The 19,871-nt window shown below is 62.3% G+C and carries 21 protein-coding genes; 11 read left to right on the top strand and 10 right to left on the bottom strand.

Annotation, left to right across the window (positions count from 1 at the left end; genetic code table 11):
* Nucleotides 1-624: 624 nt before the first annotated feature.
* From rpmH to JAB4_RS28680, 6 genes are all read left to right on the top strand, one after another.
* Complete coding sequence (gene rpmH, locus JAB4_RS28705) at nucleotides 625-759, top strand: 50S ribosomal protein L34 (RefSeq protein WP_010401996.1); 135 nt, start codon at nucleotides 625-627, stop codon at nucleotides 757-759.
* A gap of 23 nt (nucleotides 760-782) precedes the next feature.
* The gene (rnpA, locus tag JAB4_RS28700) at nucleotides 783-1,220 is read left to right on the top strand and encodes a ribonuclease P protein component (protein ID WP_071650299.1); all 438 of its coding nucleotides are present in this window, start codon (nucleotides 783-785) and stop codon (nucleotides 1,218-1,220) included.
* Nucleotides 1,217-1,477: a membrane protein insertion efficiency factor YidD gene (gene yidD, locus JAB4_RS28695; RefSeq protein ID WP_034754335.1), complete on the top strand. Its 261-nt coding sequence runs from the start codon at nucleotides 1,217-1,219 to the stop codon at nucleotides 1,475-1,477. The genes rnpA and yidD overlap by 4 nt, the downstream gene beginning before the upstream one ends.
* Nucleotides 1,478-1,488: 11 nt before the next feature.
* Nucleotides 1,489-3,216: a membrane protein insertase YidC gene (gene yidC, locus JAB4_RS28690; RefSeq protein ID WP_070224765.1), complete on the top strand. Its 1,728-nt coding sequence runs from the start codon at nucleotides 1,489-1,491 to the stop codon at nucleotides 3,214-3,216.
* Between the two features lie 185 nt (nucleotides 3,217-3,401).
* Nucleotides 3,402-4,781, top strand: coding sequence for a tRNA uridine-5-carboxymethylaminomethyl(34) synthesis GTPase MnmE (gene mnmE / locus JAB4_RS28685; protein WP_070224764.1), 1,380 nt, complete (start codon nucleotides 3,402-3,404; stop codon nucleotides 4,779-4,781).
* Between the two features lie 10 nt (nucleotides 4,782-4,791).
* Nucleotides 4,792-5,091: a hypothetical protein gene (locus JAB4_RS28680; RefSeq protein WP_070224763.1), complete on the top strand. Its 300-nt coding sequence runs from the start codon at nucleotides 4,792-4,794 to the stop codon at nucleotides 5,089-5,091.
* Between the two features lie 92 nt (nucleotides 5,092-5,183).
* Here JAB4_RS28680 and JAB4_RS28675 read toward each other — a convergent pair whose 3' ends face one another.
* On the bottom strand, nucleotides 5,184-6,881 hold the full coding sequence (locus JAB4_RS28675) for a M1 family metallopeptidase (protein WP_070224762.1): 1,698 nt from the start codon (nucleotides 6,879-6,881) through the stop codon (nucleotides 5,184-5,186).
* Nucleotides 6,882-7,060: 179 nt separating this feature from the next.
* Here JAB4_RS28675 and JAB4_RS28670 point away from each other — a divergent pair, with 179 nt between their 5' ends.
* Nucleotides 7,061-7,258, top strand: a complete 198-nt coding sequence (locus JAB4_RS28670) for a hypothetical protein (protein ID WP_070224761.1) — start codon at nucleotides 7,061-7,063, stop codon at nucleotides 7,256-7,258.
* 18 nt (nucleotides 7,259-7,276) lie between these two features.
* On the opposite strand, the gene JAB4_RS28665 is transcribed toward JAB4_RS28670, so the two are convergent.
* Nucleotides 7,277-7,858 (bottom strand): Hpt domain-containing protein, encoded by a 582-nt coding sequence (locus JAB4_RS28665; RefSeq protein WP_227742065.1) that lies wholly within the window; start codon nucleotides 7,856-7,858, stop codon nucleotides 7,277-7,279.
* 158 nt (nucleotides 7,859-8,016) lie between these two features.
* Nucleotides 8,017-8,967 (bottom strand): CAP domain-containing protein, encoded by a 951-nt coding sequence (locus JAB4_RS28660; RefSeq protein ID WP_343216285.1) that lies wholly within the window; start codon nucleotides 8,965-8,967, stop codon nucleotides 8,017-8,019.
* Between the two features lie 267 nt (nucleotides 8,968-9,234).
* Here JAB4_RS28660 and pssA point away from each other — a divergent pair, with 267 nt between their 5' ends.
* The gene (gene pssA, locus JAB4_RS28655) at nucleotides 9,235-9,975 is read left to right on the top strand and encodes a CDP-diacylglycerol--serine O-phosphatidyltransferase (RefSeq protein ID WP_227742191.1); all 741 of its coding nucleotides are present in this window, start codon (nucleotides 9,235-9,237) and stop codon (nucleotides 9,973-9,975) included.
* Between the two features lie 3 nt (nucleotides 9,976-9,978).
* On the opposite strand, the gene JAB4_RS28650 is transcribed toward pssA, so the two are convergent.
* Complete coding sequence (locus tag JAB4_RS28650; protein WP_070224759.1) at nucleotides 9,979-10,905, bottom strand: aldo/keto reductase; 927 nt, start codon at nucleotides 10,903-10,905, stop codon at nucleotides 9,979-9,981.
* Nucleotides 10,906-10,961: 56 nt separating this feature from the next.
* A complete protein-coding gene (locus JAB4_RS28645; RefSeq protein ID WP_070224758.1) occupies nucleotides 10,962-11,525 on the bottom strand; it encodes a TetR/AcrR family transcriptional regulator in 564 nt (187 codons plus the stop codon).
* Between the two features lie 230 nt (nucleotides 11,526-11,755).
* Here JAB4_RS28645 and JAB4_RS28640 point away from each other — a divergent pair, with 230 nt between their 5' ends.
* The 3 genes from JAB4_RS28640 to JAB4_RS28630 are packed head-to-tail and all read left to right on the top strand — an operon-like array spanning nucleotide 11,756 to nucleotide 15,692.
* Nucleotides 11,756-12,448 carry a gluconate 2-dehydrogenase subunit 3 family protein gene (locus tag JAB4_RS28640; protein ID WP_070224757.1) on the top strand — a complete coding sequence of 231 codons (693 nt, stop codon included), beginning with the start codon at nucleotides 11,756-11,758 and terminating at the stop codon, nucleotides 12,446-12,448.
* Nucleotides 12,449-12,486: 38 nt separating this feature from the next.
* Nucleotides 12,487-14,283: a GMC family oxidoreductase gene (locus JAB4_RS28635; RefSeq protein ID WP_070224756.1), complete on the top strand. Its 1,797-nt coding sequence runs from the start codon at nucleotides 12,487-12,489 to the stop codon at nucleotides 14,281-14,283.
* Nucleotides 14,284-14,297: 14 nt separating this feature from the next.
* Nucleotides 14,298-15,692, top strand: a complete 1,395-nt coding sequence (locus tag JAB4_RS28630; protein ID WP_070224755.1) for a cytochrome c — start codon at nucleotides 14,298-14,300, stop codon at nucleotides 15,690-15,692.
* Between the two features lie 71 nt (nucleotides 15,693-15,763).
* Here the strand turns inward: JAB4_RS28630 and JAB4_RS28625 are convergent, their stop codons facing one another.
* The 5 genes from JAB4_RS28625 to JAB4_RS28605 form a co-directional block, all read right to left on the bottom strand.
* Nucleotides 15,764-16,909 (bottom strand): D-alanyl-D-alanine carboxypeptidase family protein, encoded by a 1,146-nt coding sequence (locus tag JAB4_RS28625; protein ID WP_070224754.1) that lies wholly within the window; start codon nucleotides 16,907-16,909, stop codon nucleotides 15,764-15,766.
* A gap of 113 nt (nucleotides 16,910-17,022) precedes the next feature.
* Nucleotides 17,023-17,676, bottom strand: a complete 654-nt coding sequence (locus JAB4_RS28620) for an alpha/beta hydrolase (RefSeq protein WP_070224815.1) — start codon at nucleotides 17,674-17,676, stop codon at nucleotides 17,023-17,025.
* A gap of 35 nt (nucleotides 17,677-17,711) precedes the next feature.
* Complete coding sequence (locus tag JAB4_RS28615) at nucleotides 17,712-18,029, bottom strand: ferredoxin (protein WP_034781335.1); 318 nt, start codon at nucleotides 18,027-18,029, stop codon at nucleotides 17,712-17,714.
* 40 nt (nucleotides 18,030-18,069) lie between these two features.
* Nucleotides 18,070-19,257 carry a VanZ family protein gene (locus JAB4_RS28610; protein WP_070224753.1) on the bottom strand — a complete coding sequence of 396 codons (1,188 nt, stop codon included), beginning with the start codon at nucleotides 19,255-19,257 and terminating at the stop codon, nucleotides 18,070-18,072.
* Nucleotides 19,254-19,868 (bottom strand): ABC-type transport auxiliary lipoprotein family protein, encoded by a 615-nt coding sequence (locus JAB4_RS28605; protein WP_070224752.1) that lies wholly within the window; start codon nucleotides 19,866-19,868, stop codon nucleotides 19,254-19,256. The genes JAB4_RS28610 and JAB4_RS28605 overlap by 4 nt, the downstream gene beginning before the upstream one ends.
* Nucleotides 19,869-19,871 lie beyond the last annotated feature (3 nt).

Genomic DNA, 19,871 nt, shown 5'->3' with positions numbered 1-19,871 from the left:
GTATGTCTATGTGAAAAGGTGTGGGAGGGCGTATCGATTCTGCCCTGCGGTCACCGTGTTGCAAGGCCGGCGTCGCGCGAGGGCTCGCCACACGTAACGCGCTATTCTACTCCCGACTGCCAAAGTTATCCACAGGCACGACGCTTATTTTTGTGTGGCGGGGTGGGGCGCCATGTGTATAAGAAGCGACTTATCCCCCGGTTATCCCGTCACAGGCAGTGCTGGCGCGGCCTGCGGCGCAGGTGGGGAGCCGCGCGGAAATTTCCTGGCGATCACGGCAATCCTTGACAAGAGGGGGGCATATGCTGAATAATTCAGGGTTCCCCGCCCGTATTCCGTGTTTATTCATTTGGAACGACAATATGGACTAAGCGTGGATTAACGACGCAGTACCAAATCGTAGCGAGCGGTGATGAGTTGTGGCTGAGGCGCGCAACTGTGCGAAGGCACAGTGAGCACCGGAGGCCGCAAATCGCTCCGCGTAGTCGATTTGGTGCGCGTTCAAGCGGGCGATGAGATTGGCCAGCTTGTGCCTTGGCATAAGTGCGCGATTGTCATTGGCACCAAAAACTGACGGGACGTCAGACCCGATTTTGCATTTTTTTTGTTTTTAGCGAGACCAACATGAAACGTACTTACCAACCTTCCGTCGTTCGCCGCAAGCGTACGCACGGCTTCCGCGCTCGTATGGCTACCCGTGGTGGCCGTGATGTGCTCAACGCACGTCGCGCAAAGGGCCGCAAACGTCTGGCCGTCTAGGCTTGTCGTTGACAGCTGATCGCGTGGCTAGCTGTACTCCAGTCGGCAATCAACGCGAAGGTTCACACGACTTCGCGCGCTTTCGGCGTATCGTTAAAACGGATGAATTTTCATCCGTTTTTCGTTTGCGCCCTTCGCAAAAAACAGCGCATTTTGTGCTGTACACCCGACACAATCAATTGCCGCATGCGCGGCTGGGCGTCGTTGTGGCCAAGCGTTTCGCGCCGCGCGCGGCGACCCGCAACACGATCAAGCGCGTCACGCGCGAGCTGTTTCGCAACAGCGCGATGCCGCCGGTCGACTGCGTGGTGCGTTTGTCGCGCGCCGTCAACAGCAAGGATGGCCCGGCCACCACGAGCAAGCTCAAAGCTGAGCTGCGTGAAGAATTGAGCCGCCTGTTCGCGGCGCAAATCGCCGCCCAGGCCCGTTCTGTTGCTGCGCCACCACCATCCGCGCCATGAAAACCCTGCTGCTGTTCCTGCTGCGTGCTTATCAGTTGCTGATCAGCCCCATGCTGGGACAGAATTGCCGTTTCTATCCGAGCTGTTCGCATTACGCGATGGAAGCGCTGCGCGTGCACGGTACGGCCAAGGGCAGCCTGCTGGCTGCCAAGCGCCTGTGCCGTTGCCACCCCTGGAATGAAGGGGGCGTCGACCCGGTGCCGCCGGCCGATGGCAAACAATCTTCAACGACCGCTTGCGGTTGCAACCACTCCTGACAAATACCCTAATGGATATCAATAAACGTACCATCCTGTGGATCGTGTTTTCCGTCTCGCTGGTAATTCTCTGGAACGAATGGATGATCTCGAACGGCAAGCCGTCGATGTTCTCCGCGAACACGGAACAAACCGCCAAGGCGCCTGTCACCCCGGCCAAGACGGCCACCCTGCCTGCTGCCGGCGCGACCGCCGTGCCTGGCGAAGCGACCGATCCCGCCGCGTTCAAGCGCGAAGTGATTACCATCACCACCGACGTCATCAAGGTCGATATCGACACCCTGGGCGGCCAGGTCAAGCGTCTGGAATTGCTGAAGTTCAAGGGCGCCGGCAATCCGGGCTGGTTCGGCGGCTGCTTCGGCCTGTTCAAATGGTGCCAGCCTGACGAAGGCAAGCAAAACGAAGTGCTGTTCGACGAAGGCGCGAACCACACCTACCTGGCGCAGTCGGGCCTGGTCGGCGGTCCGTTCCCCACCCATGCGAGCGGTTTCACTGTGCAGCCTGGCGTGCGCACCCTCGGTGACGGTAAGCAAGTGCAACTGGTGATGGAAGCGGTCGAAGGCGGCGTCAAGCTGACCAAGACGTTTACGTTCAAGCGCGGCGACTACGTCATCGACGTGCGCCACGACGTGGCCAACGTGGGCGCGGCCCCTGTCACGCCGCAGCTGTATCTGCAACTGACGCATGACGGCAACAAGCCGGTCGGCGACTCGTTCTTCAACAGCAGCTTCACGGGTCCGACCCTGTACACGCCGCAAGACAAGTACCAGAAGCTGACGTTCGAGAAAATCGAAAAAGCGGCCGTGGAAGACGAGAAGAAGGGCAACGACAACGCCATGAAAGGCCTGCATCCGGCCACGGCGAATGGCGGCTGGTTTGCGATTTCGCAACACTTCTTCGTGTCGGCTTTCGTTCCGCCTGAAAACGCCAAGCGCGACATCTTCACGAAAAAGCTCGGCACCAACCTGTATGCCATCGGCAACGTGCTGCCATTGCCGACCCTGGCGCCAGGCGCCACGGCCAGCATGGACAGCAAGCTGTACTCGGGTCCGCAAATCGCGCACCTGCTGGAAAACGTTTCGCCTGGCCTGGAACTGGTCAAGGATTACGGCTGGCTGACCATCATCGCCAAGCCGATCTTCTGGGTCATGGAACACATCCACAGCGTGCTCGGTAACTGGGGTTGGACCATCATCGCCTTCACGATCCTGATCAAGCTGGCCTTCTTCCCATTGTCGGCCGCCGGCTACCGCAGCATGGCCAAGATGAAACTGGTCACGCCGAAGATGCAGGCGATCCGCGAGCGCTACAAAGGCGATCCGCAAAAGATGAACCAGGCCACGATGGAGCTGTACAAGACGGAAAAGATCAATCCGCTGGGCGGCTGCCTGCCGATCCTGATCCAGATGCCCGTCTTTATCGCCCTGTACTGGGTGCTGAACGCGTCCGTGGAAATCCGCGGCGCGCCATGGATCGGCTGGATCACCGACCTGGCCCAGCATGACCCATGGTGCATCCTGCCGGTGCTGTACGCGATCTCGATGTACATCACGACCAAGCTGAACCCGGCCCCGGCCGATCCGATGCAGGCGAAGATGATGCTGTTCATGCCGTTGGCATTCTCGGTGATGTTCTTCTTCTTCCCGTCGGGCCTGGTACTCTACTGGGTCGTCAACAACGTCCTGTCGATCGGCCAGCAATGGGTGATCACCAAGAAATACGCGCCGTCCACTGTGTAAGCAGGGTTAGCGAAGTAAAAGCCCGCCTAGTGCGGGCTTTTTAATTCTTGTAGGTCGGATTAGCGTGGCAAGGCCACGCGTAATCCGACACTATCGCCAGCGTGTGCTGCGTCGGCTTACGCGCTGCGCGCTAAGCCGACCTACGTTGCTGCACCTTCCCTTGCCGTACCTATTACAATATCCCCATGAAACTCGACTCTTCCCCTATCGCCGCCATCGCCACCGCTCCCGGGCGCGGCGGCATCGGCGTGGTACGCGCCTCCGGCAAAAATCTCGCCCCGCTGATGACGGCCCTGTTCGGTGCGCAAACGCTGAAACCGCGCCACGCCACCTATCTGCCGTTCACGGAAGCCGATGGCAGCATCATCGACCAGGGCATCGCCATCCACTTCAAGGGCCCGCATTCGTACACGGGCGAAGACGTGCTGGAATTGCAGGGCCACGGCGGCCCCATCGTGCTGCAGCTGCTGCTGGCGCGCGTGCTCGAAGCGGGCAGGGACAGCGGCTTGCGCCTGGCCGAACCGGGCGAATTCACGCGCCGCGCTTTTCTCAATGACAAGCTGGACCTGGCGCAAGCCGAAGCCGTGGCCGACCTGATCGACGCCTCGACGGAAGCGGCGGCCAAGTCCGCCTCGCAATCGCTGTCGGGCGCGTTTTCCAACACCATCCACGCGCTGGTGGAACAGGTGACGGGTTTAAGGATGCTGGTCGAGGCCACCCTGGACTTCCCGGAAGAGGAAATCGATTTCCTGGAAAAATCGAATGCGCGCGGTCAATTAAAAGCCGTCATCGAAGCGTTAAATAAAGTGTTTGCGCAGGCGGCGCAGGGCGCGCTGCTGCGCGAAGGCCTGAACGTGGTGCTGGCCGGCCAGCCGAACGTGGGCAAGTCGTCGCTGTTGAACGCGCTGGCGGGCGCCGACGTGGCCATCGTCACGCCGATCGCCGGCACCACGCGCGACAAGGTCAGCGAAACCATCCAAATCGAAGGCATTCCGCTCAACATCATCGATACGGCCGGTATCCGCAGCGCGGGCGACACCATCGACGCCGTCGAGCGCATCGGCATCGAGCGCACCTGGGGCGAGATCGGCAAGGCGGACGTGATTTTGCACCTGCTCGACGCCGACCATGGCCCGACACTGGCCGATGAAACCATCGTCGCCGCCTTCCCGGAAGGCGTGCCCGTGGTGCGCGTGTGGAACAAGATCGATCTCTCTGGCCACAAGCCCGGCGTCGACAACATGCCGGACGCCACCCACGTGTATCTTTCCGCGCACGAGCACATCGGTATCGACCTGCTGCGCGCGGAACTGTTGCGCATCGCCGGCTGGCAGCAGACGGGCGAATCGCTGTACCTGGCGCGCGAACGCCATCTGATCGCCTTGAAATCGGCCGGCAAGCATCTCGATATCGCCGCCGCGCACGCGGCGCAGGACGACCAGTCGCTGGACCTGTTCGCCGAAGAGCTGCGCCTGGCGCAGGTGCAGCTGTCGAGCATCACGGGCGAGTTTTCGCCTGACGATCTGCTGGGCGTGATCTTCAGCCGTTTCTGCATCGGCAAGTAAGGAGAATCGGATGAAGCTGCTGTTTGTCGTCATGTTCGCCTGCCTGCCCCTTCTGGCTGGCGCGCAGGAAAAGTTGCCGCAAGACGTGGCGAAATTCGTCGAAAATGCGCAGATGTGCGAGCACTTCGCCGGCGAATGGGATGACAACGACAAGGCGCGCCAGCGCGAGATCACGCAAGCCGTGGCCAGCTCGTGCGGCCAGGCGCAGCGGCAGTGGAAGCGCTTGCGCGTGAAATACGCGAAGCAGCCGAAGCTGCAACAAGTCATTGCCGAGAATGCCAATGACGCGGTCAGGAGCTTTCGGAAATAAGTCCGAACGGCGAAAAGGCCGGGGTCAGACCCTCAACACCGCTAACACAAAGGTCATCGCTCAGGTGCGAGGGGGTCTGACCCCAGGTTTTCTTACCCCTTCCTCCCCTTCGCCTGTTCTTCCTTGAACTTCTGGAACGCCTCGATATGCTCGGCGCGGCGCAGCACGCGCGAATGCGGGTCGAGCGTGTACGTGGCGCCGGCCGGCAGGGGCAGTTCGCCGAAGCCCAGCGACATGGACACGGTATGGATTTCCTTGCCGATACGCACTTCCACCGGCATCGGGAAGGCGATGTCGGCAGGCGTCTTCCATAGCAGGCGCAAGGTGTCGCCGTCGCGCACGGCGGACAGTTCCGGCAATGCCGCCTGGTACAGATAAACCTGGAAGAACCAGTCGTAATTGCTGCCCGTGACTTTGTTGACGATGGCCATGAATTCCGCCGTGCTGCCGTAACGCGGCTGGAACTGACCCGGCAGCGGCTGTTCCGTGCCGTAGACGAGCAGGCGCACGGCGCGGAAGAAGGCCTCGTCGCCGATCAGGCCGCGCAAGGTGTGCAGCACCAGCGCCCCTTTTACATACAGGTCGCCGCCCGGTCCGCCCTTTTTCTGGTCGTAGACTTCTTCCTCGCTTCTCGGCTTGCCCGAAACCATGGGCGCCTTGTTGACGATGCCGGCCCGCATTTGCTGCAACGAAGCAAAATACTCTTGCTCGCCTCGCAGATATTGCATGTACAGCGGCTGCATATACGTGCCGAAGCCTTCGTGCAGCCACATATCGTCCCAGTTGCTGTTGGTGAGCTGGTTGCCGAACCATTCATGGGCAAACTCATGCTGCAGCAATTCATCGTAGCCATAGCTGGTCTTGGCGAATTTGTTGCCATAGGCATTGATGGTCTGGTGTTCCATGCCCTTGTGCGGGGTTTCGGCGATGCCGACTTTCTCATCGCCAAACGGGTAGGGGCCGATGACGCTTTCAAAAAAGTCCAGCATGGGCGGCAATTCCGCGAACAGGGCGCCTGCCTTGGCCTCGCTTTCCGGCAAGTACCAGAATTGCAGGGGGATGCGGTTGCCGTAGCGGCTCGCATACTCGCCCTGCAGGCTGCGGTAGGGCGCCACGTTCAGGGCGATGCCATAGGTGCTCGGGTGTTTGGCGCGCCAGTGCCAGGTGCGCCAGCCGTCGGTCTCATCCATGCCGAGCGCGATGCCGTTGCCGGCCGCCACCAGCGGCGCCGGTACCTGGATGTGCTGGTCGATCAGCCGGGCCTTGCCCATCGGGTGGTCGATGCAAGGCCAGAACAGGTCGCAGCCTTCGCCTTGCACGGCGCTGGCGATCCAAGGCGCGCCATCGGCCGTGCTCGACCACACCATGCCGCCATCCCACGGCGCTTTCACGGCGACGTGCGGCACGCCGTGGTAGACGATGCGGATGGTGGTGCGCGCGCCTGCCGCGAGGGTGGCCGGCAAGGTCATGCTCAGGCGGCCATCCGGATTGGCATAGTCTTGCGGCCGCAGCGCCTTGCCGTCGACTTCGATGGCATCGACGGGCAGGTTGCGGTCCAGGTCCAGCGCGAACCGCGAGATCGGCTGCGTGACCAGGAAGGTCAGGCGCGCATCGCCGGCAATGCTGCGGCGGACCGGATCGATGCGCAGGGTCAGGTCGGCGTGTTCGAACACCACCGCCAATTGTTCCGGCGTGCGTTCGGCACCTGAATTGAGGGTGTAGGCGGTGGGCGCGCGCGTGGCGCAGGCGCTGAGCAGCAGGCAGGAGAGCAGCAGGGGGATGTGTTTCATGGCGTGCGCGCAAGTGAACGGAGCACTGATTGTAGTGTGAAGTGACAACGTTGTCGTTTGGAAATTTCAAGGTGGCGATGGGGCAAGCGTGGCCACGGTTGAGAAATGTCATGGGCTTCAAACTGTGCTGACGTAATCTTGCTGAGCGGCCTTGAAGTGCCGCTAGGAAAGGAAGCGCCATGGACAGCGAACAGCCGGAAGTCGTGGAAAGCAGGGGCATGGCGGCGCCGCCATTGCCTTCCCTGCCGCAATTGATCGCAGCGCTGCCGCCGAAAGGTGCATGCTGGTACTGCGACAAGCCGCTCGATGCCGTGCGCCGCTTCTGTTGCAAGAGTTGTTGCGTGGCGTATGCGGAAGAGGCGCAGTTCAACAGCTGAGCGGCAGCTCGCTGTGCGCTAGCGGCGCCGCAGCAGCGCCGCCAGGGCGCCTTCGAAATCGAACTCGTGCGCGGCGGCGGCCACCTCCTGGTACACGTTCACGCCCAGGCTGGCCGCGAGCAGGCTGGCCGAGTTTTCCAGGATGTCGATGGCCGCGCCGTCGCCTTCGCGCAGATGGCTGGCCAGGCGCGCCAGCAGCAGCTGGATGGCGGGCGCGGCCGGGTCGGGCGCCACGTCCTGCGCCGCCGTGTGGTTTGCCTCCGGCGTGCCCAGCATGCTGCTGACCGCGCCGAGCAATTGATCCTGCGCCAGTTCCAGCTGCAGCATCTGCTGGGCCAGGTCGGGCGCCTGCGCACGCAGTGCCGATTCCAGGGTTTCCGACAGGCTGTGCACATGGCGCGCCCCGATCATGCCGGCGGCGCCTTTCAGGGTATGCGCTTTCAGACGCGCGGAAACGTAGTTGCCCGTGTCGAATTCGGCGCGGATCTGGCACGGCGTGGTGCCGTGGTCGTGCAGGAAGCGGCGCAGGATTTTCAGGTACAGGATGCGGTCGCCCATGATGCGGCCCAGTCCGTTCTCAACGTCGAGAATGCGGACCATGTCGGATGCCGCAACGGCGGCATCATCATCGCAAGTGGCGTGTGGTTTCAGCATGCTGTGCAGAGCGCCCCAAAACTTGTCAATTGCCGTAAAGCAGGAACCACCATTTTACATCCAGTCGTCCATGACGCTGCGCCCGCTTGGCGCCAGCTTGCCGCCTAGCGCGTCGTGAATGACCAGCTCTGCGTGACGTCCGCACCATTGACTTTCCCGATGAAACTCACGTCATAGCTGGTGTTCGCGTTCAAGGCCGCCAGCGGGATGATGGATGCGGCCGAGACCGGCGTATGCACGTCGTTGCCGCTGGTGAGCAGGCGCACGGCCAGGTCCGCGGCGGCGCCGCGCTGGCGCACGCTGAACGCCGTCACGCTGACGGGCGTGCCGTAATTGGCGTGCACGCTGATCGGGTAGCCGACCACATCCTGGTTCGGCACGGGATCGGGCGATTCGTTATTGCTGGAAAAACTGACGGCCACCTTCTGCTGTCCGCTGTAGGGGTAAGTGACGATCTGTCCCGCCGCCAGCCCCGGGCCATAGCTGCGGTTGCTGGCCAGGTCGGTGGTGAAATACGCATAGCCGGCGCTGCTGACGGCCGCGCCCGCGCCGCCTTCCTTGAACAGCGGCTCGAAAATGACGAAGCGGTGATAGATGGCCGTGACCAGTTCTTCGGCCAGGTAAAAGCCGGACGTGTTGCTCGCGCCGGCGATCACTTCGCCCTGCAGCGAGGTGACGACGTAGCCGGCCTTGGCCAGGCGGTCGCCCAGTGTGACGCCTGTAAAGCCGGGCTTGCCCTGCACCTGTTCGTGCGCGACCGTATTGTTGAGATTGAGATAGCTGGAATGGCCGAGGGCCGCGCTGTCGATCAGGCTATTGCGCACCAGCGGCGACAGGCCGATCTGGCTGCGCCGGTAGTTGAACCAGTTGAAGCCATCGGTGGCAATATTGTTGCTGAGAACGGGAGCACCCGGCTCCTGCGTCAATTGCCCGGCCGGGGTCGAGTTGCTCAGCGACGTATTGCCGCTATCGCTGCCGCCGCCGCAGGCGCTCAGCAGGGCTGCGCTCAGCAGGGCAGGTATCCAGTATTTCCAACGCAGTGACGAGGCAATCAAGTCGACTCCTGTAGAGGTAGGCGGGCAGCGGTGGGGGCAGCGTGCTGTCCTGTAAAACGATTCTAAGGTATTTTGATCACGCGTAGAGCATCCGTGAAAAGATATGTCGCGCTCGTGCGGGGACGGTGCCGCCGCTGCGCAGGGTAGAATGGGCGCAGCGCAGCGTTTGCCGCTGCATTGCCTTACTTCCGATTTTTTTGATTGCCCATACATTTGAACACATTACCCAAGTCGCGCCTGCAGCGCGCCAAATACGCCTTGCCCAGCATGGTGACTTTGCTTTCGATAGCCTGCGGTTTTGCCAGCATCGTCATTTCCGTCGACAACGCCGCCGTGGGCGACGCGGATGCCTACCGGCTGGCGGCGGCGCTGCTGGTGCTCGCCGGCGTGTTTGACGCGCTCGACGGCTACGTGGCCCGGCTGACGGGAACCAGTTCGCAGTTCGGCGTGCAGCTCGATTCGATCGCCGACGTGATGAATTTCGGCTGCGCCCCGGCCGTCCTGTTGTATTGCTACGGCTTCGTGCAGATGGGCGTGCACGATCCGCTGCTGCTGCGCTTTGGCGGCATGGCCAGCTTTTTCTTTGTCGCCTGCGGGGCCATGCGCCTGGCGCGCTTCAATGTGAACGTGGGGCGTACCGATCCCCTGTATTTCGTCGGCATGCCGATCACGGCCGGCGCCGCCTGCGTGGCGGCCGTGGTGGTAGCCTGGCCGGCGCCCATCGATTCCATGCTGCACAGCTATCTATTGATGCTGCTGCTCGTCGGCGTGGGCAGCCTGATGGTGTCGACCTTGCGTTTCCCCAGCTCCAAGCAAAAGAAAAGCCTGGCCGCGCTGCTGGTGCTGATCCTTGCCATCGCCCTGCTGGTGTGGCTGAAGACGAGTTTCTTCGCCCTGTTCTTCGCCGTCTACATCGCCGCCACCCTGCTGCTCAACCTGGCATGGCATCTGGGCTGGCGCGGTATTGCCTTACCCCAGGTTTTTAACGACCCGGATGAGATTGATTAAACGTTAAGCCACCTCGTGCCCACGCGCGGCGCGCAGGATGGCGAACCAGTCACTGCGGCTGAGCGTGAACTGCGTGCCTTCCACGGCTACGCCCACGGCCTCGATGCGGCCCGTGCCCGTCAGCGGCAGGGGGCGGCAAGGCAATTGCATGATCCAGGCAAACACCACGCTGGCAAACGGACGCTGCAGCTGGTCGGCGATCTGCTTGATGACATTGCGCAAATTCTCCACATTCGCATCGCCACCCTGGAACAGGCGCCCGCCCGCTAGCGGCGACCAGATCATCGGCGCCACCCCCACGTCCTGCAAGCCGTCGAAGGTTTCGTCGAACAGGGGCGCCACGTGCAGCGGCGAGCATTCCACCTGGTTCGTCACCAGCGGGAAGCGCCGGTGCAGGCATTCGAACTGGTGGCGGCTGAAGTTCGACACGCCAAAGTGCAGCACCTTGCCATCTTTCTGCAATTGGGTAAACGCGCCGGCGATCTCGTCGAAATCCATCAGCGGGTCGGGGCGGTGGATCAGCAGCAAGTCCAGGCGGTCCGTCTGCAGCTGGCGCAAGCTGTGTTCCACGGAACCGGTGATGTGCGCCGCGCTCGTGTCGTAATGCTGGATGGCGTGGCCGGGACGGTGCGGCGAGAGCAGCTTGATGCCGCACTTGCTGACCAGCTCCATCTTGTCGCGCAAGCCCGGCTGCAGGGCCAGCGCTTCGCCAAACAGCCCTTCGGCGCTGTAATCGCCATAGATATCGGCATGGTCGAAACTCGATACGCCCAGAGCCAGGCATTGCTCGATGAAAGCCAGGCGCTGCTGCGCCGACATATTCCACTCGCCGATGCGCCACATGCCGGCGACAATGCGCGACAGTTCGGGACCGTTGCTGCTTAAACGGCTGCGCGGCGCTTGCAGGCTGGCGGGAAATACATGGCTCATGGGCTGGCTTTCTGGTGGTGACGTGATGGGACTCGCCACGATTATAGCCAGCTAATCTACAGCATGCTGCGGATAAAGCGGCAGCACCGCTCCTGCAGGGCATCGTCGAGCTGGCCGCCCAGTTGCATCTGGTACACGAGCGCCGATTGCAGCATGAAGGCGAACAGGCGCAGGTCGAGGTCGGCGCGCACGCCGATGTTGACCAGGCGCTGCACCACCAGGGTAATCCATGGCGCGACGATCTGCTCGCGAAAGCGCAGTTGCGCCGCCGCATCATTGTGGATCAGCACCAGCAGGTCGCAGGTGAAGCGGCCGTCGGCGTTCAGGTTGTCGAAGATGCGCGCGCAGATCGCTTCGATTTCCTGGCCGTCCGGCATGTCGAGCGCGCGCTGCAGCTTTTCCGCCGTGCGCTTGACGAGCGCGTCGAGCAGCATGTCTTCGCGCCGCGGCCAGCGCCGGTAGATCGTCTGGCGCCCCACGCCGGCCACGTCGGCCACCATCTGTATCGTTACCGCCTCCAGTCCATGCTGGCGCACCAGCATGACGATCGCTTCCAGTACCGCATCTTCCACGCCCGCCTTGCGCGGGCGGCCACGCACCGGTGCCTCTTTTTTGATCACGTCTAACCTGTCTCTGAATGTTTCTTTTAATTATGGTACGATGCGCACCGTAAATGCAATGCTACCGCTTGTCAATCACCTTGATCAATTAACCGGCAGGCGGATGCACCGCGCCGCGATACCCGAGCCATCTCTACGTGAAATCTGCCATCTCAGCGGCGCATGTCCGCATTTTCTTTCTGACTCCCACATCCATCACTGTGGCGGCTCGTGCCGCCTGAGGACAACCTATGAAAATCATCGGGATTTCGCCCCATCGGCGACACTTCTTGCGCAAGGCCGTCGGCGCCGCGCCTGCCGTGGCCTTGCTGGCCGGCGCCGGCGGCGGCCTGGCCATGGCCGTCTCCAAAGACCAGCCTGCCTACAAACCGCGCTTTTTCGACGCCACCGAGTGGGCCACCTTGACGGCGCTGGTCGACCGCCTGATCCCGGCCGACGGCGAAGGGCCGGGCGCGCTGGAAGCGGGTGCGCATGAATTCATCGATGCGCAGATGAACACGCCTTACGCGTATGGCGCGCTGTGGTACATGCAGGGGCCGTTCGTGCCCTCGATCGAACAGTTCGGCTACCAGTTCCACATGGCGCCGCGCGAGCTGTACAAGAGCGCCCTGGCGGGCGTGAATGCGGCCGTGCAGAAACAGTCGGGCAAGCCTTTCGTCCAGCTGAACGCGGCCGAGCGCGACGCCGTCATCACGCAATTGCAAAAGGGCACCTTGGACATCGGCGAAGTGCCGTCGAAAATCTTCTTCAACCAGCTGCTGCAAAACACGCGCGAAGGCTATTTTTGCGACCCGGTGCACGGCGGCAACAAGGACATGCTGGCCTGGAAGATGGTCGGATTCCCTGGCGCGCGCGCCGACTACATGGACTGGGTGGAGCAGTACGGCAAGAAATACCCGTTGCCTCCCGTGTCCATAGCGTAAAACTTTTAGTACCCGATCAAAGAAAAAGAAAAACCATCATGAGTGATATCAAACCCGATGTAAAAATGAAGCCTGTCGATGCCGTGATTGTGGGCTTCGGCTGGACCGGCGCCATCATGGCCAAGGAATTGACGGAAGCGGGCCTGAACGTGGTCGCGCTGGAACGCGGCGAGTACCGCGACACCTATCCCGACGGCGCCTATCCGAAGACCCTCGACGAGCTGACCTATATCCAGCGCAGCAAGCTGTTCCAGGATATGTCGAAGAGCACGTTTACCTTCCGCCACAGCATCACGGGCGTGGCCGTGCCGTACCGCCAGATCGGCGCCTTCAAGCCCGGCACGGGCGTGGGCGGCGCGGGCTTGCACTGGTCGGGCATGCACTGGCGCGTCCTGCCGGAAGAGCTGCAAATCCGCAGCCACTACGAACGCCGCTACGGCAAGAAATTCATTCCCGAAGGCATGACGATCCAGGATTTTGGCGTGACTTACGCCGAGCTGGAGCCGCACTTCGATTTCGTCGAGAAAGTCTTCGGCACCTCGGGCCAGGCGTACAAGGTCAACGGCATCGTCGTCGGCGACGGCAATGTGTTCGAAGGCGACCGCTCCGACAATTACGCGCTGGCGCCGCAAAAAGTGCCGTACACGGCAGAATTGTTCCGCCGCGCGGCCAAGGCCGTCGGCTACCACCCGTTCGTCAACGCCTCGTCGAACGCATCGGGCCCGTACACGAATCCCTACGGCTGCCAGATGGGCCCGTGCAACTTCTGCGGCTTCTGCTCCGGCTACGCCTGCTACAACTATTCCAAGGCCTCGCCCAACGTCAACATCATGCCGGCTCTGCGTATGGTGGCCAACTTTGAATTGCGCGCCAATTGCAACGTCGTGCGCATCAACCTCGACGGCAGCAAGGGTGGCAAAGCGCGCGCCACGGGCGTGACCTACATCAATGCGGATGGCAAGGCCGTCGAGCAGCCGGCCGACCTGGTCATCGCCAGTGCGTTTGCCTACAACAATGCGCACCTGTTCCTGCTGTCGGGCATCGGAAAGCCGTACGACCCCGTCAGCAATGAAGGCGTGGTGGGGCGCAATATCGCCTACCAGATGATGTCGACCATCCAGACTTTCTTCAAGGAAGACACGAACACGAATCCCTTCATCGGCGCCGGCGGCACCGGTGTCGCGCTCGATGACTGGAATGGCGACAATTTCGACCATGGCCCGCTGGGCTTTGTGGGCGGCTCGCCCGCCTGGTGCAACCCGGCCGGCTCCAAGCCCATTTCCGGCATCGCCACGCCGGACGGCACGCCCGCCTGGGGTTCGGCCTGGAAAAAGGCCGTCAAGAAGAGCTACCTGAACACGGTGTCGTTCGATTGCCACGGCGCCAACATGACTTACCGCGACTGCTATGTCGATCTCGACCCGACCTACACGGACAAGTATGGCCAGCAATTGCTGCGCTTTACCTTCGACTGGAAGGAAAACGACATCAAGATGAGCCGTTTCGTCACCGACAAGATGATGAAGGTGGCCGAGGCCATGAATCCGGAATCGATCAAGGTATCCGTCAAGAGCGTGGGCGACCACCTGGACTTGCGCAATTACCAGACCACGCACTGGGCGGGCGGCACGGCCATGGGCGCGGACCGCAAGACCAGCGTCGTCAACCGCTACCTGCAAAGCTGGGACGTGCACAACGTGTTTGCCGTCGGTTCCAGCGTGTTCCCGGTCGGTATCGGCTATAACCCGACGGGCCTCGCTTGCGCGCTGACCTACTGGTCGGCCAAGGCCATCCGCGAGCAATACCTGCAAGATCCCCGTCCCCTGGTCGCCTGATAAAGAACAAGAAGATGAACAACACATTCACCCATACCGTGGGCGCGCTGCTGCTGGCGCTCGCCTCCGGCACCGCCCTGTCGGCCACCACGGCCGCCACCGTCCCGAACGCCCAGCTGATACGCCAGGGCGAATACCTGGCCCGCGCGGGCGACTGCATCGCCTGCCACACGGCCGGCACGAAAGGCAAACCGTTCGCGGGCGGCCTGGGCATGGAAACGCCGATCGGCAAGGTGTATTCCACCAACATCACGCCCGACAAGAAGGCCGGCATCGGCGACTGGAGCTTTGCCGATTTCGACAAGCTGATGCGCACCGGCGTGACCAAGCACGGCTATACCGTATATCCGGCCATGCCGTATCCGTCGTATTCGCGCCTGAGCGAGGCGGACATGCAGGCGCTGTACGCCTACTTCATGCATGGCGTGAAGGCGGACCCGACGCCGAACAAGGCGGCCGACATTCCGTGGCCATTGTCGATGCGCTTTCCGCTGACCATCTGGCGCTGGGCGTTTGCCCCCACGCCGCAGCCGTATAAAACGCCGGCCACGGGCGACGCGCAATTGCTGCGCGGCGCCTACCTGGTGCAGGGCCTGGGCCACTGCGGCGCCTGCCACACGGCGCGCGGCGTGGGAATGCAGGAAAAATCGCTGACGGATGAGGGCAATACCACCTTCCTGGCCGGTGGCGGCGTGATCGACGGCTGGTCCGTGCCATCGTTGCGCAATGAACATGGGGGCGGCCTGGCGCGCTGGAGCGCGGCGCAGATCGCCGAATTCCTGAAAACAGGCCGCAACAGCCATACGGCGTCGTTTGGCGCCATGAACGACGTGGTGGCCCATTCCATGCAGCACATGACGGATGGCGACCTGGCGGCGATGGCGAAATACCTGAAATCGTTGCCGCCATCGAATCCAAGTACGCCCGGCTTCGTGGCCGACGACAAGCTGGGCAAGCAGTTGTTCAGCGGCGTCGTCAACTCCAAGGGCGCGCAGCTGTACCTGGACCGCTGCGCCGGTTGCCACCGTTCCGACGGCAAGGGCTACGACAAGGCTTTCCCTGCGCTGGCCGGTAACGCCGTGCTGCAGACGAACGATCCGACCTCGGCCATCAACATCGTGCTGTCGGGCGGCGCCGTGCCGGCCACGCGCACGGCGCCGTCGGCGCTGACGATGGCGCCGTATGCCGACATTTTCAATGATGAGCAAACTGCGCAGGTGGTGACGTTTATTCAAACCAGCTGGGGCAACCGCGGCACGCCCGTGACGGCGGCGCAGGTGGCCAAGGTGCGCAAGGTCTCCGTGCCGGTGCAAGCGTCGCAGACGGAAGCGACGTTTGCTGCAGGGCGCCACGGCACGTTCCCGCCCGTGGCGCGCCAGCCGCACCTGAAGGATGCGCCGCTAAAGTAATTTGACGTAGCGCAAGACGAAAAAAATGCCCGCAGCATCTGCGGGCATTTTTTATGGGGAATGCTGACGGCTTATTTCATCCACAGGCGCATCGAATCCCAGGCGCGGCCGAAGATTGTTGCCTGGTTGATCGGTTCCAGCGCCACGACGGGCAGTTCCAGCAGGACCTTGTCATCGACCATCATTTTCAGCTTGCCGACAGGGGCGTTTTCAGCCAATGGCGCCACCAGCGGGTCCTTGCGTTCCAGCACAGGTTTCATCTTGGCCGCCGTGCCTTTTGGTACGGTGACGAGCACATCGCGGGCGAAACCGATTTTCACGGTGCCTTTCGAGCCCTTCCACACTTCCGGCGTGGCCACGGCCTGGCCTTTCGAGTACAGCTTGACCGTATCGAAGTTCTGGAAGCCCCAGTTCAGCAGCTTCTGGCTTTCCTGCGTGCGGGCCTGGTCGGACGAGGTGCCGAGCACCACGGAGATCAGGCGGCGCTCGCCGGTGCCGCCCGGACGGCGGGCCGAGGCGATCATGCAATAGCCGGCCGCTTCCGTGTGGCCCGTCTTCATGCCGTCGACGGTCGGGTCCAGCCACAGCAGGCGGTTGCGGTTAGGCTGGGTGATCTTGTTGTAGGTAAAACTTTTGATGGAATCGATTTTGTAGAATTCCGGATAGTCGGCGATCACGCGCTTGGCCAGCACGGACAAGTCTTGCGCCGTGGAATAGTTTTCGGGGCTAGGCAAGCCATGCGGATTGGCAAAACGCGTGTTTTTCAGACCCATGCGCTGGGCTTCGCGGTTCATCAGCACGACGAAGGTGCCTTCATCGCCGGCGACGGCTTCGGCCAGTGCCACGGCAGCGTCGTTACCCGATTGAATCATCAGGCCGTGCAGCAAGTCGTCGATCGACACGGGCGTGGCCGGGTCGATGAACATCTTCGAGCTGCTCGAATCGACTTTCCATGCGCGCACGGACACGTTCACTTTCTGGTCCAGCGCCAGCTTCTTTTCGCGGATGGCGGCAAACGTCAGGTAGGCCGTCATGATCTTGGTCAACGAGGCCGGCTCGATGCGCGCGTCCGGATCTTGCGAAGCAATGATCTGGCCACTGGTGGCGTCAAGCAGCAGCCAGGACTTGGCGGCGATGGTCGGGGCTGGAACGGTTTGCGCGTAGGCGGCGGATAGGAAAAGTACACTGGAGGCCAGTGCCGCTAAAAGTTTTTTCATGGAGGCTGGTCTGCGAAAAAGATGAAGGCTGAGGGCCACGCAGTTGCTGCGTACGTGGCCGCGTGGAAAAAACGGATCAATTATAGCCGTGGAGGCGCTAGTAAGCCCACACTTCAATGATCATCTGCTGCGATTGCGGGTTTGTCACCATGCCACAGCGCAATCACGAGGTTCTTGATGTGGTTGAGCTTGCGGTGGAAAAAGTGGTCGGCGCCGGGGATCACGATCACGGGGATGTCTTGTGGACGGGCCCAGTCGAAGACGGCGGACAGGGGAATCGTGTCATCCAGTTCGCCGTGGATCAAAATGGTGTCGGCCGGAATGTCGGCCATGGCCCATTTGCCGGCCGCGCTGCCGATCAGCGCCAGGCGCTCGGCGGGCGTGCCGGCGGCGGCCAGGCGTTCCTGCAGTTTCGATTGCACGTAGGTGCCGAACGAGAAGCCGGACAAGGCCACGGGCAAGCCCGGGTACAGGCCGACCATGTGTTCGTATAACAGTTGCATGTCGTCCGTCTCGCCCGCGCCATGGTCATGTACGCCTTCGGAGGCGCCCACGCCGCGGAAGTTGATGCGCGCCACCACGTAACCGAGGGCGACAAACGCGCGCGCCAGGGTTTGCGTGACCTTGTTATCCATCGTGCCGCCGTACAGCGGGTGCGGATGGGCAACGAGGGCGATGCCGCGCGGAGTGTCTGCCGGGAAATCGAGCAAGCCTTCCATGCTGCCTGCATGGCCGGCGAGGGTAAATTTTTCCGAGTTTCTGTTCATGATGCTCATACTGGTGGCTATCTCTTAAATTGGCATTAAATCTTCAGGCGCTCGACTATTTTTCCACCCACCAGGTGGGTATCGATGATTTCATCGATATCGCTGGTGTCGACATAGGTGTACCAGGTCGCTTCCGGGTAGATCACCAGCAGCGGGCCTTCCTCGCAGCGGTCCATGCAGCCGGCCTGGTTGATGCGGATCTTGCCCGCGCCGTTCATGTCGAGTTCCTTGATGCGGCGCTTGCAATGCTTTTGCGCCGCTTCCGCGCCATGGTCGCCGCAGCTGTTGCGGCCGTCTTCACGTTTGTTCATGCAGAAAAAAACGTGGCGTTCAAAATACGGTGCGTCGCTCATACTATGCTCCTGCTGATTCATCAATGCGCCATGATAGCGCTTATGGGTGGTCTTCGCGACGCTGGCGCTGCACATCGTCCTGCCGGTTCAGGCGGTGCGAGGGCAGGCACAGGAACCACAGGGCCACGAAGGGCCACAGCAAGGCGAGAAATTGCGCCGCGCCATTAAAGTTCAGGAACTTGCCTTGTACCCAGCCTTGCAAGGTTGACATGAAATACGGGTTGATCGGCGTCGTATTCACCATCACCAGGCTCAGCAGCAAGGTGGCGGCCGCGATGCGGCGCTGCGCCACATGCGGCGCGAAGGCCAGGCCGCCCAGCATGATCAGGCCGATCAAGAAGCCGCCCTGGGCGCCCGGCGTGATCCAGACGAAGGCGTTTTCGGGCGAAAACAGCAGCGCGCTGGCCATCGAGCGCACGGTCAGGGCGGCGGCGATCAGGGTCAGCATCAGGATGGCGCGGGGCGCGGCGCGGCGCAGCAGGCACAGCAAGGTGAGCACGGCGCCCGTCATGCCGCAAGCCGTGATGATGGTTTCCGAAAGCCAATATTGCTCAACCGTTAAGACCACGTCGGGACGCAGATACGTGGCCAGGTCGATGTCGACGCCCGCCAGCTGCGACAGCCAGTCCGACAGGATGGGCAGCAGCTGGCCCAGGCCGAACAGATAGCCTTGCGGATAAATCTGCGCCAGCGGCCACAGGGCCACCAGCACCAGGCCCTGGCTGGCGTGCTGGGCAAACCAGCGCTGGCGCAAGCGGTACAAATGGCTGTGGTCGAGCAGCTTGCGCGCCGTCAGGGCGCCGATGATGGAACCGATGCAGCAGCCGGCCGCATTCGTATAGAAATCGAGATTCGACGATACGCGGCTGGGCAGATAGGTTTGCACGGCTTCCATACTGCCGGAAATCAACATGCCGCACAGGCTGGCGACGATAACGGCAAAGAAACCCGTGATCCTTGGAAACAGCGAATACACGATCAGCGCGCCCAGCGGGATGTAGCCGACGATATTCACGCCGACATCGAAGCCCGTCCAGTAACGGGGCATGCGCGTGTTTTCCAGGAAAGTCAGCGGCGACAGGCCATTGCTGTGCCAGCCCGTGAACGGAAACCAGCTCGCGTAGACGATCAGGAAGACGTAGGCGAGCAGGGTCGCGCGCGACACGGGCGAGGAACGGACGGGCGGCAGCGGCGCCGCCGGGCTGGCGGGGGATGCGGGGTCGGTCATTCTTTCGGAATATTCAGCGTGCCCAGCCAGGTGAGCAGGTCGGCGGCGATGGCATCCGATGCCGCTGCCAGCGCCTGCGCGCCGCCTTGCGCATCGGCGCTGCCGGCCGGACCGCTACGGCTGAAGGTTTTCTGGTCGATCAGGCGGTGGCCGCGGAACAGCGAGGCGCGCAGCGACACATGGCCGCTGCTTTGCGTCTGCGTGTCAAACGCTTGCGAAAAATCATCGACGTCGATGCGCAGCAGCGGGATGCCGGCGGCCGCGTCCGTGGTCGACAGCACTTTCACGCCGCTTTGCGCCACGCGCGTTTTCAGGCGCTGGCTCAGCAGTTGCAGCGGCGGCGTGTTCCAGCGGTTGTAGGCGTACGGCCGCGATTGCTGCGCATCGGCGTACAGCAAGCGGTAATACATGCGCTGGCTGTCCAGCCACGAAGGGCCGTTGGCGTCGGCGATCACCAGCACGGGCACGGCTGGCGCGGCAGCCGGTGCCGCTGCCTGCGGTGCGGCCGGGCCGAAATCATAGAACGTGGGCACGGGGCCGCGGCTGGCGCAGCCGCCCAGCAAAAAAGCGCCGGCGACGATGAGTGCGGTGAGATGGCGAGGAATAGGCATGCG

This window comes from Janthinobacterium sp. HH102, assembly GCF_001758625.2.
In the GTDB taxonomy this organism is placed as follows: Bacteria; Pseudomonadota; Gammaproteobacteria; order Burkholderiales; family Burkholderiaceae_D; genus Janthinobacterium.
The sequence above is the reverse complement of the archived record's forward strand: the minus strand, read 5'-3'. Positions and strand labels throughout refer to the sequence as shown.

Bases quoted from the DNA above. Each gene is read 5' to 3' on its own strand.
- rpmH (WP_010401996.1), top strand. From the start codon at position 625: ATGAAACGTACTTACCAACCTTCCGTCGTTCGCCGCAAGCGTACGCAC.
- yidD (WP_034754335.1), top strand. From the start codon at position 1,217: ATGAAAACCCTGCTGCTGTTCCTGCTGCGTGCTTATCAGTTGCTGATC.
- yidC (WP_070224765.1), top strand. From the start codon at position 1,489: ATGGATATCAATAAACGTACCATCCTGTGGATCGTGTTTTCCGTCTCG.
- mnmE (WP_070224764.1), top strand. From the start codon at position 3,402: ATGAAACTCGACTCTTCCCCTATCGCCGCCATCGCCACCGCTCCCGGG.
- JAB4_RS28680 (WP_070224763.1), top strand. From the start codon at position 4,792: ATGAAGCTGCTGTTTGTCGTCATGTTCGCCTGCCTGCCCCTTCTGGCT.
- JAB4_RS28675 (WP_070224762.1), bottom strand. From the start codon at position 6,881: ATGAAACACATCCCCCTGCTGCTCTCCTGCCTGCTGCTCAGCGCCTGC.
- JAB4_RS28670 (WP_070224761.1), top strand. From the start codon at position 7,061: ATGGACAGCGAACAGCCGGAAGTCGTGGAAAGCAGGGGCATGGCGGCG.
- JAB4_RS28665 (WP_227742065.1), bottom strand. From the start codon at position 7,858: ATGGTCCGCATTCTCGACGTTGAGAACGGACTGGGCCGCATCATGGGC.
- pssA (WP_227742191.1), top strand. From the start codon at position 9,235: ATGGTGACTTTGCTTTCGATAGCCTGCGGTTTTGCCAGCATCGTCATT.
- JAB4_RS28650 (WP_070224759.1), bottom strand. From the start codon at position 10,905: ATGAGCCATGTATTTCCCGCCAGCCTGCAAGCGCCGCGCAGCCGTTTA.
- JAB4_RS28640 (WP_070224757.1), top strand. From the start codon at position 11,756: ATGAAAATCATCGGGATTTCGCCCCATCGGCGACACTTCTTGCGCAAG.
- JAB4_RS28635 (WP_070224756.1), top strand. From the start codon at position 12,487: ATGAGTGATATCAAACCCGATGTAAAAATGAAGCCTGTCGATGCCGTG.
- JAB4_RS28630 (WP_070224755.1), top strand. From the start codon at position 14,298: ATGAACAACACATTCACCCATACCGTGGGCGCGCTGCTGCTGGCGCTC.
- JAB4_RS28625 (WP_070224754.1), bottom strand. From the start codon at position 16,909: ATGAAAAAACTTTTAGCGGCACTGGCCTCCAGTGTACTTTTCCTATCC.
- JAB4_RS28620 (WP_070224815.1), bottom strand. From the start codon at position 17,676: ATGAACAGAAACTCGGAAAAATTTACCCTCGCCGGCCATGCAGGCAGC.
- JAB4_RS28615 (WP_034781335.1), bottom strand. From the start codon at position 18,029: ATGAGCGACGCACCGTATTTTGAACGCCACGTTTTTTTCTGCATGAAC.
- JAB4_RS28610 (WP_070224753.1), bottom strand. From the start codon at position 19,257: ATGACCGACCCCGCATCCCCCGCCAGCCCGGCGGCGCCGCTGCCGCCC.
- JAB4_RS28605 (WP_070224752.1), bottom strand. From the start codon at position 19,868: ATGCCTATTCCTCGCCATCTCACCGCACTCATCGTCGCCGGCGCTTTT.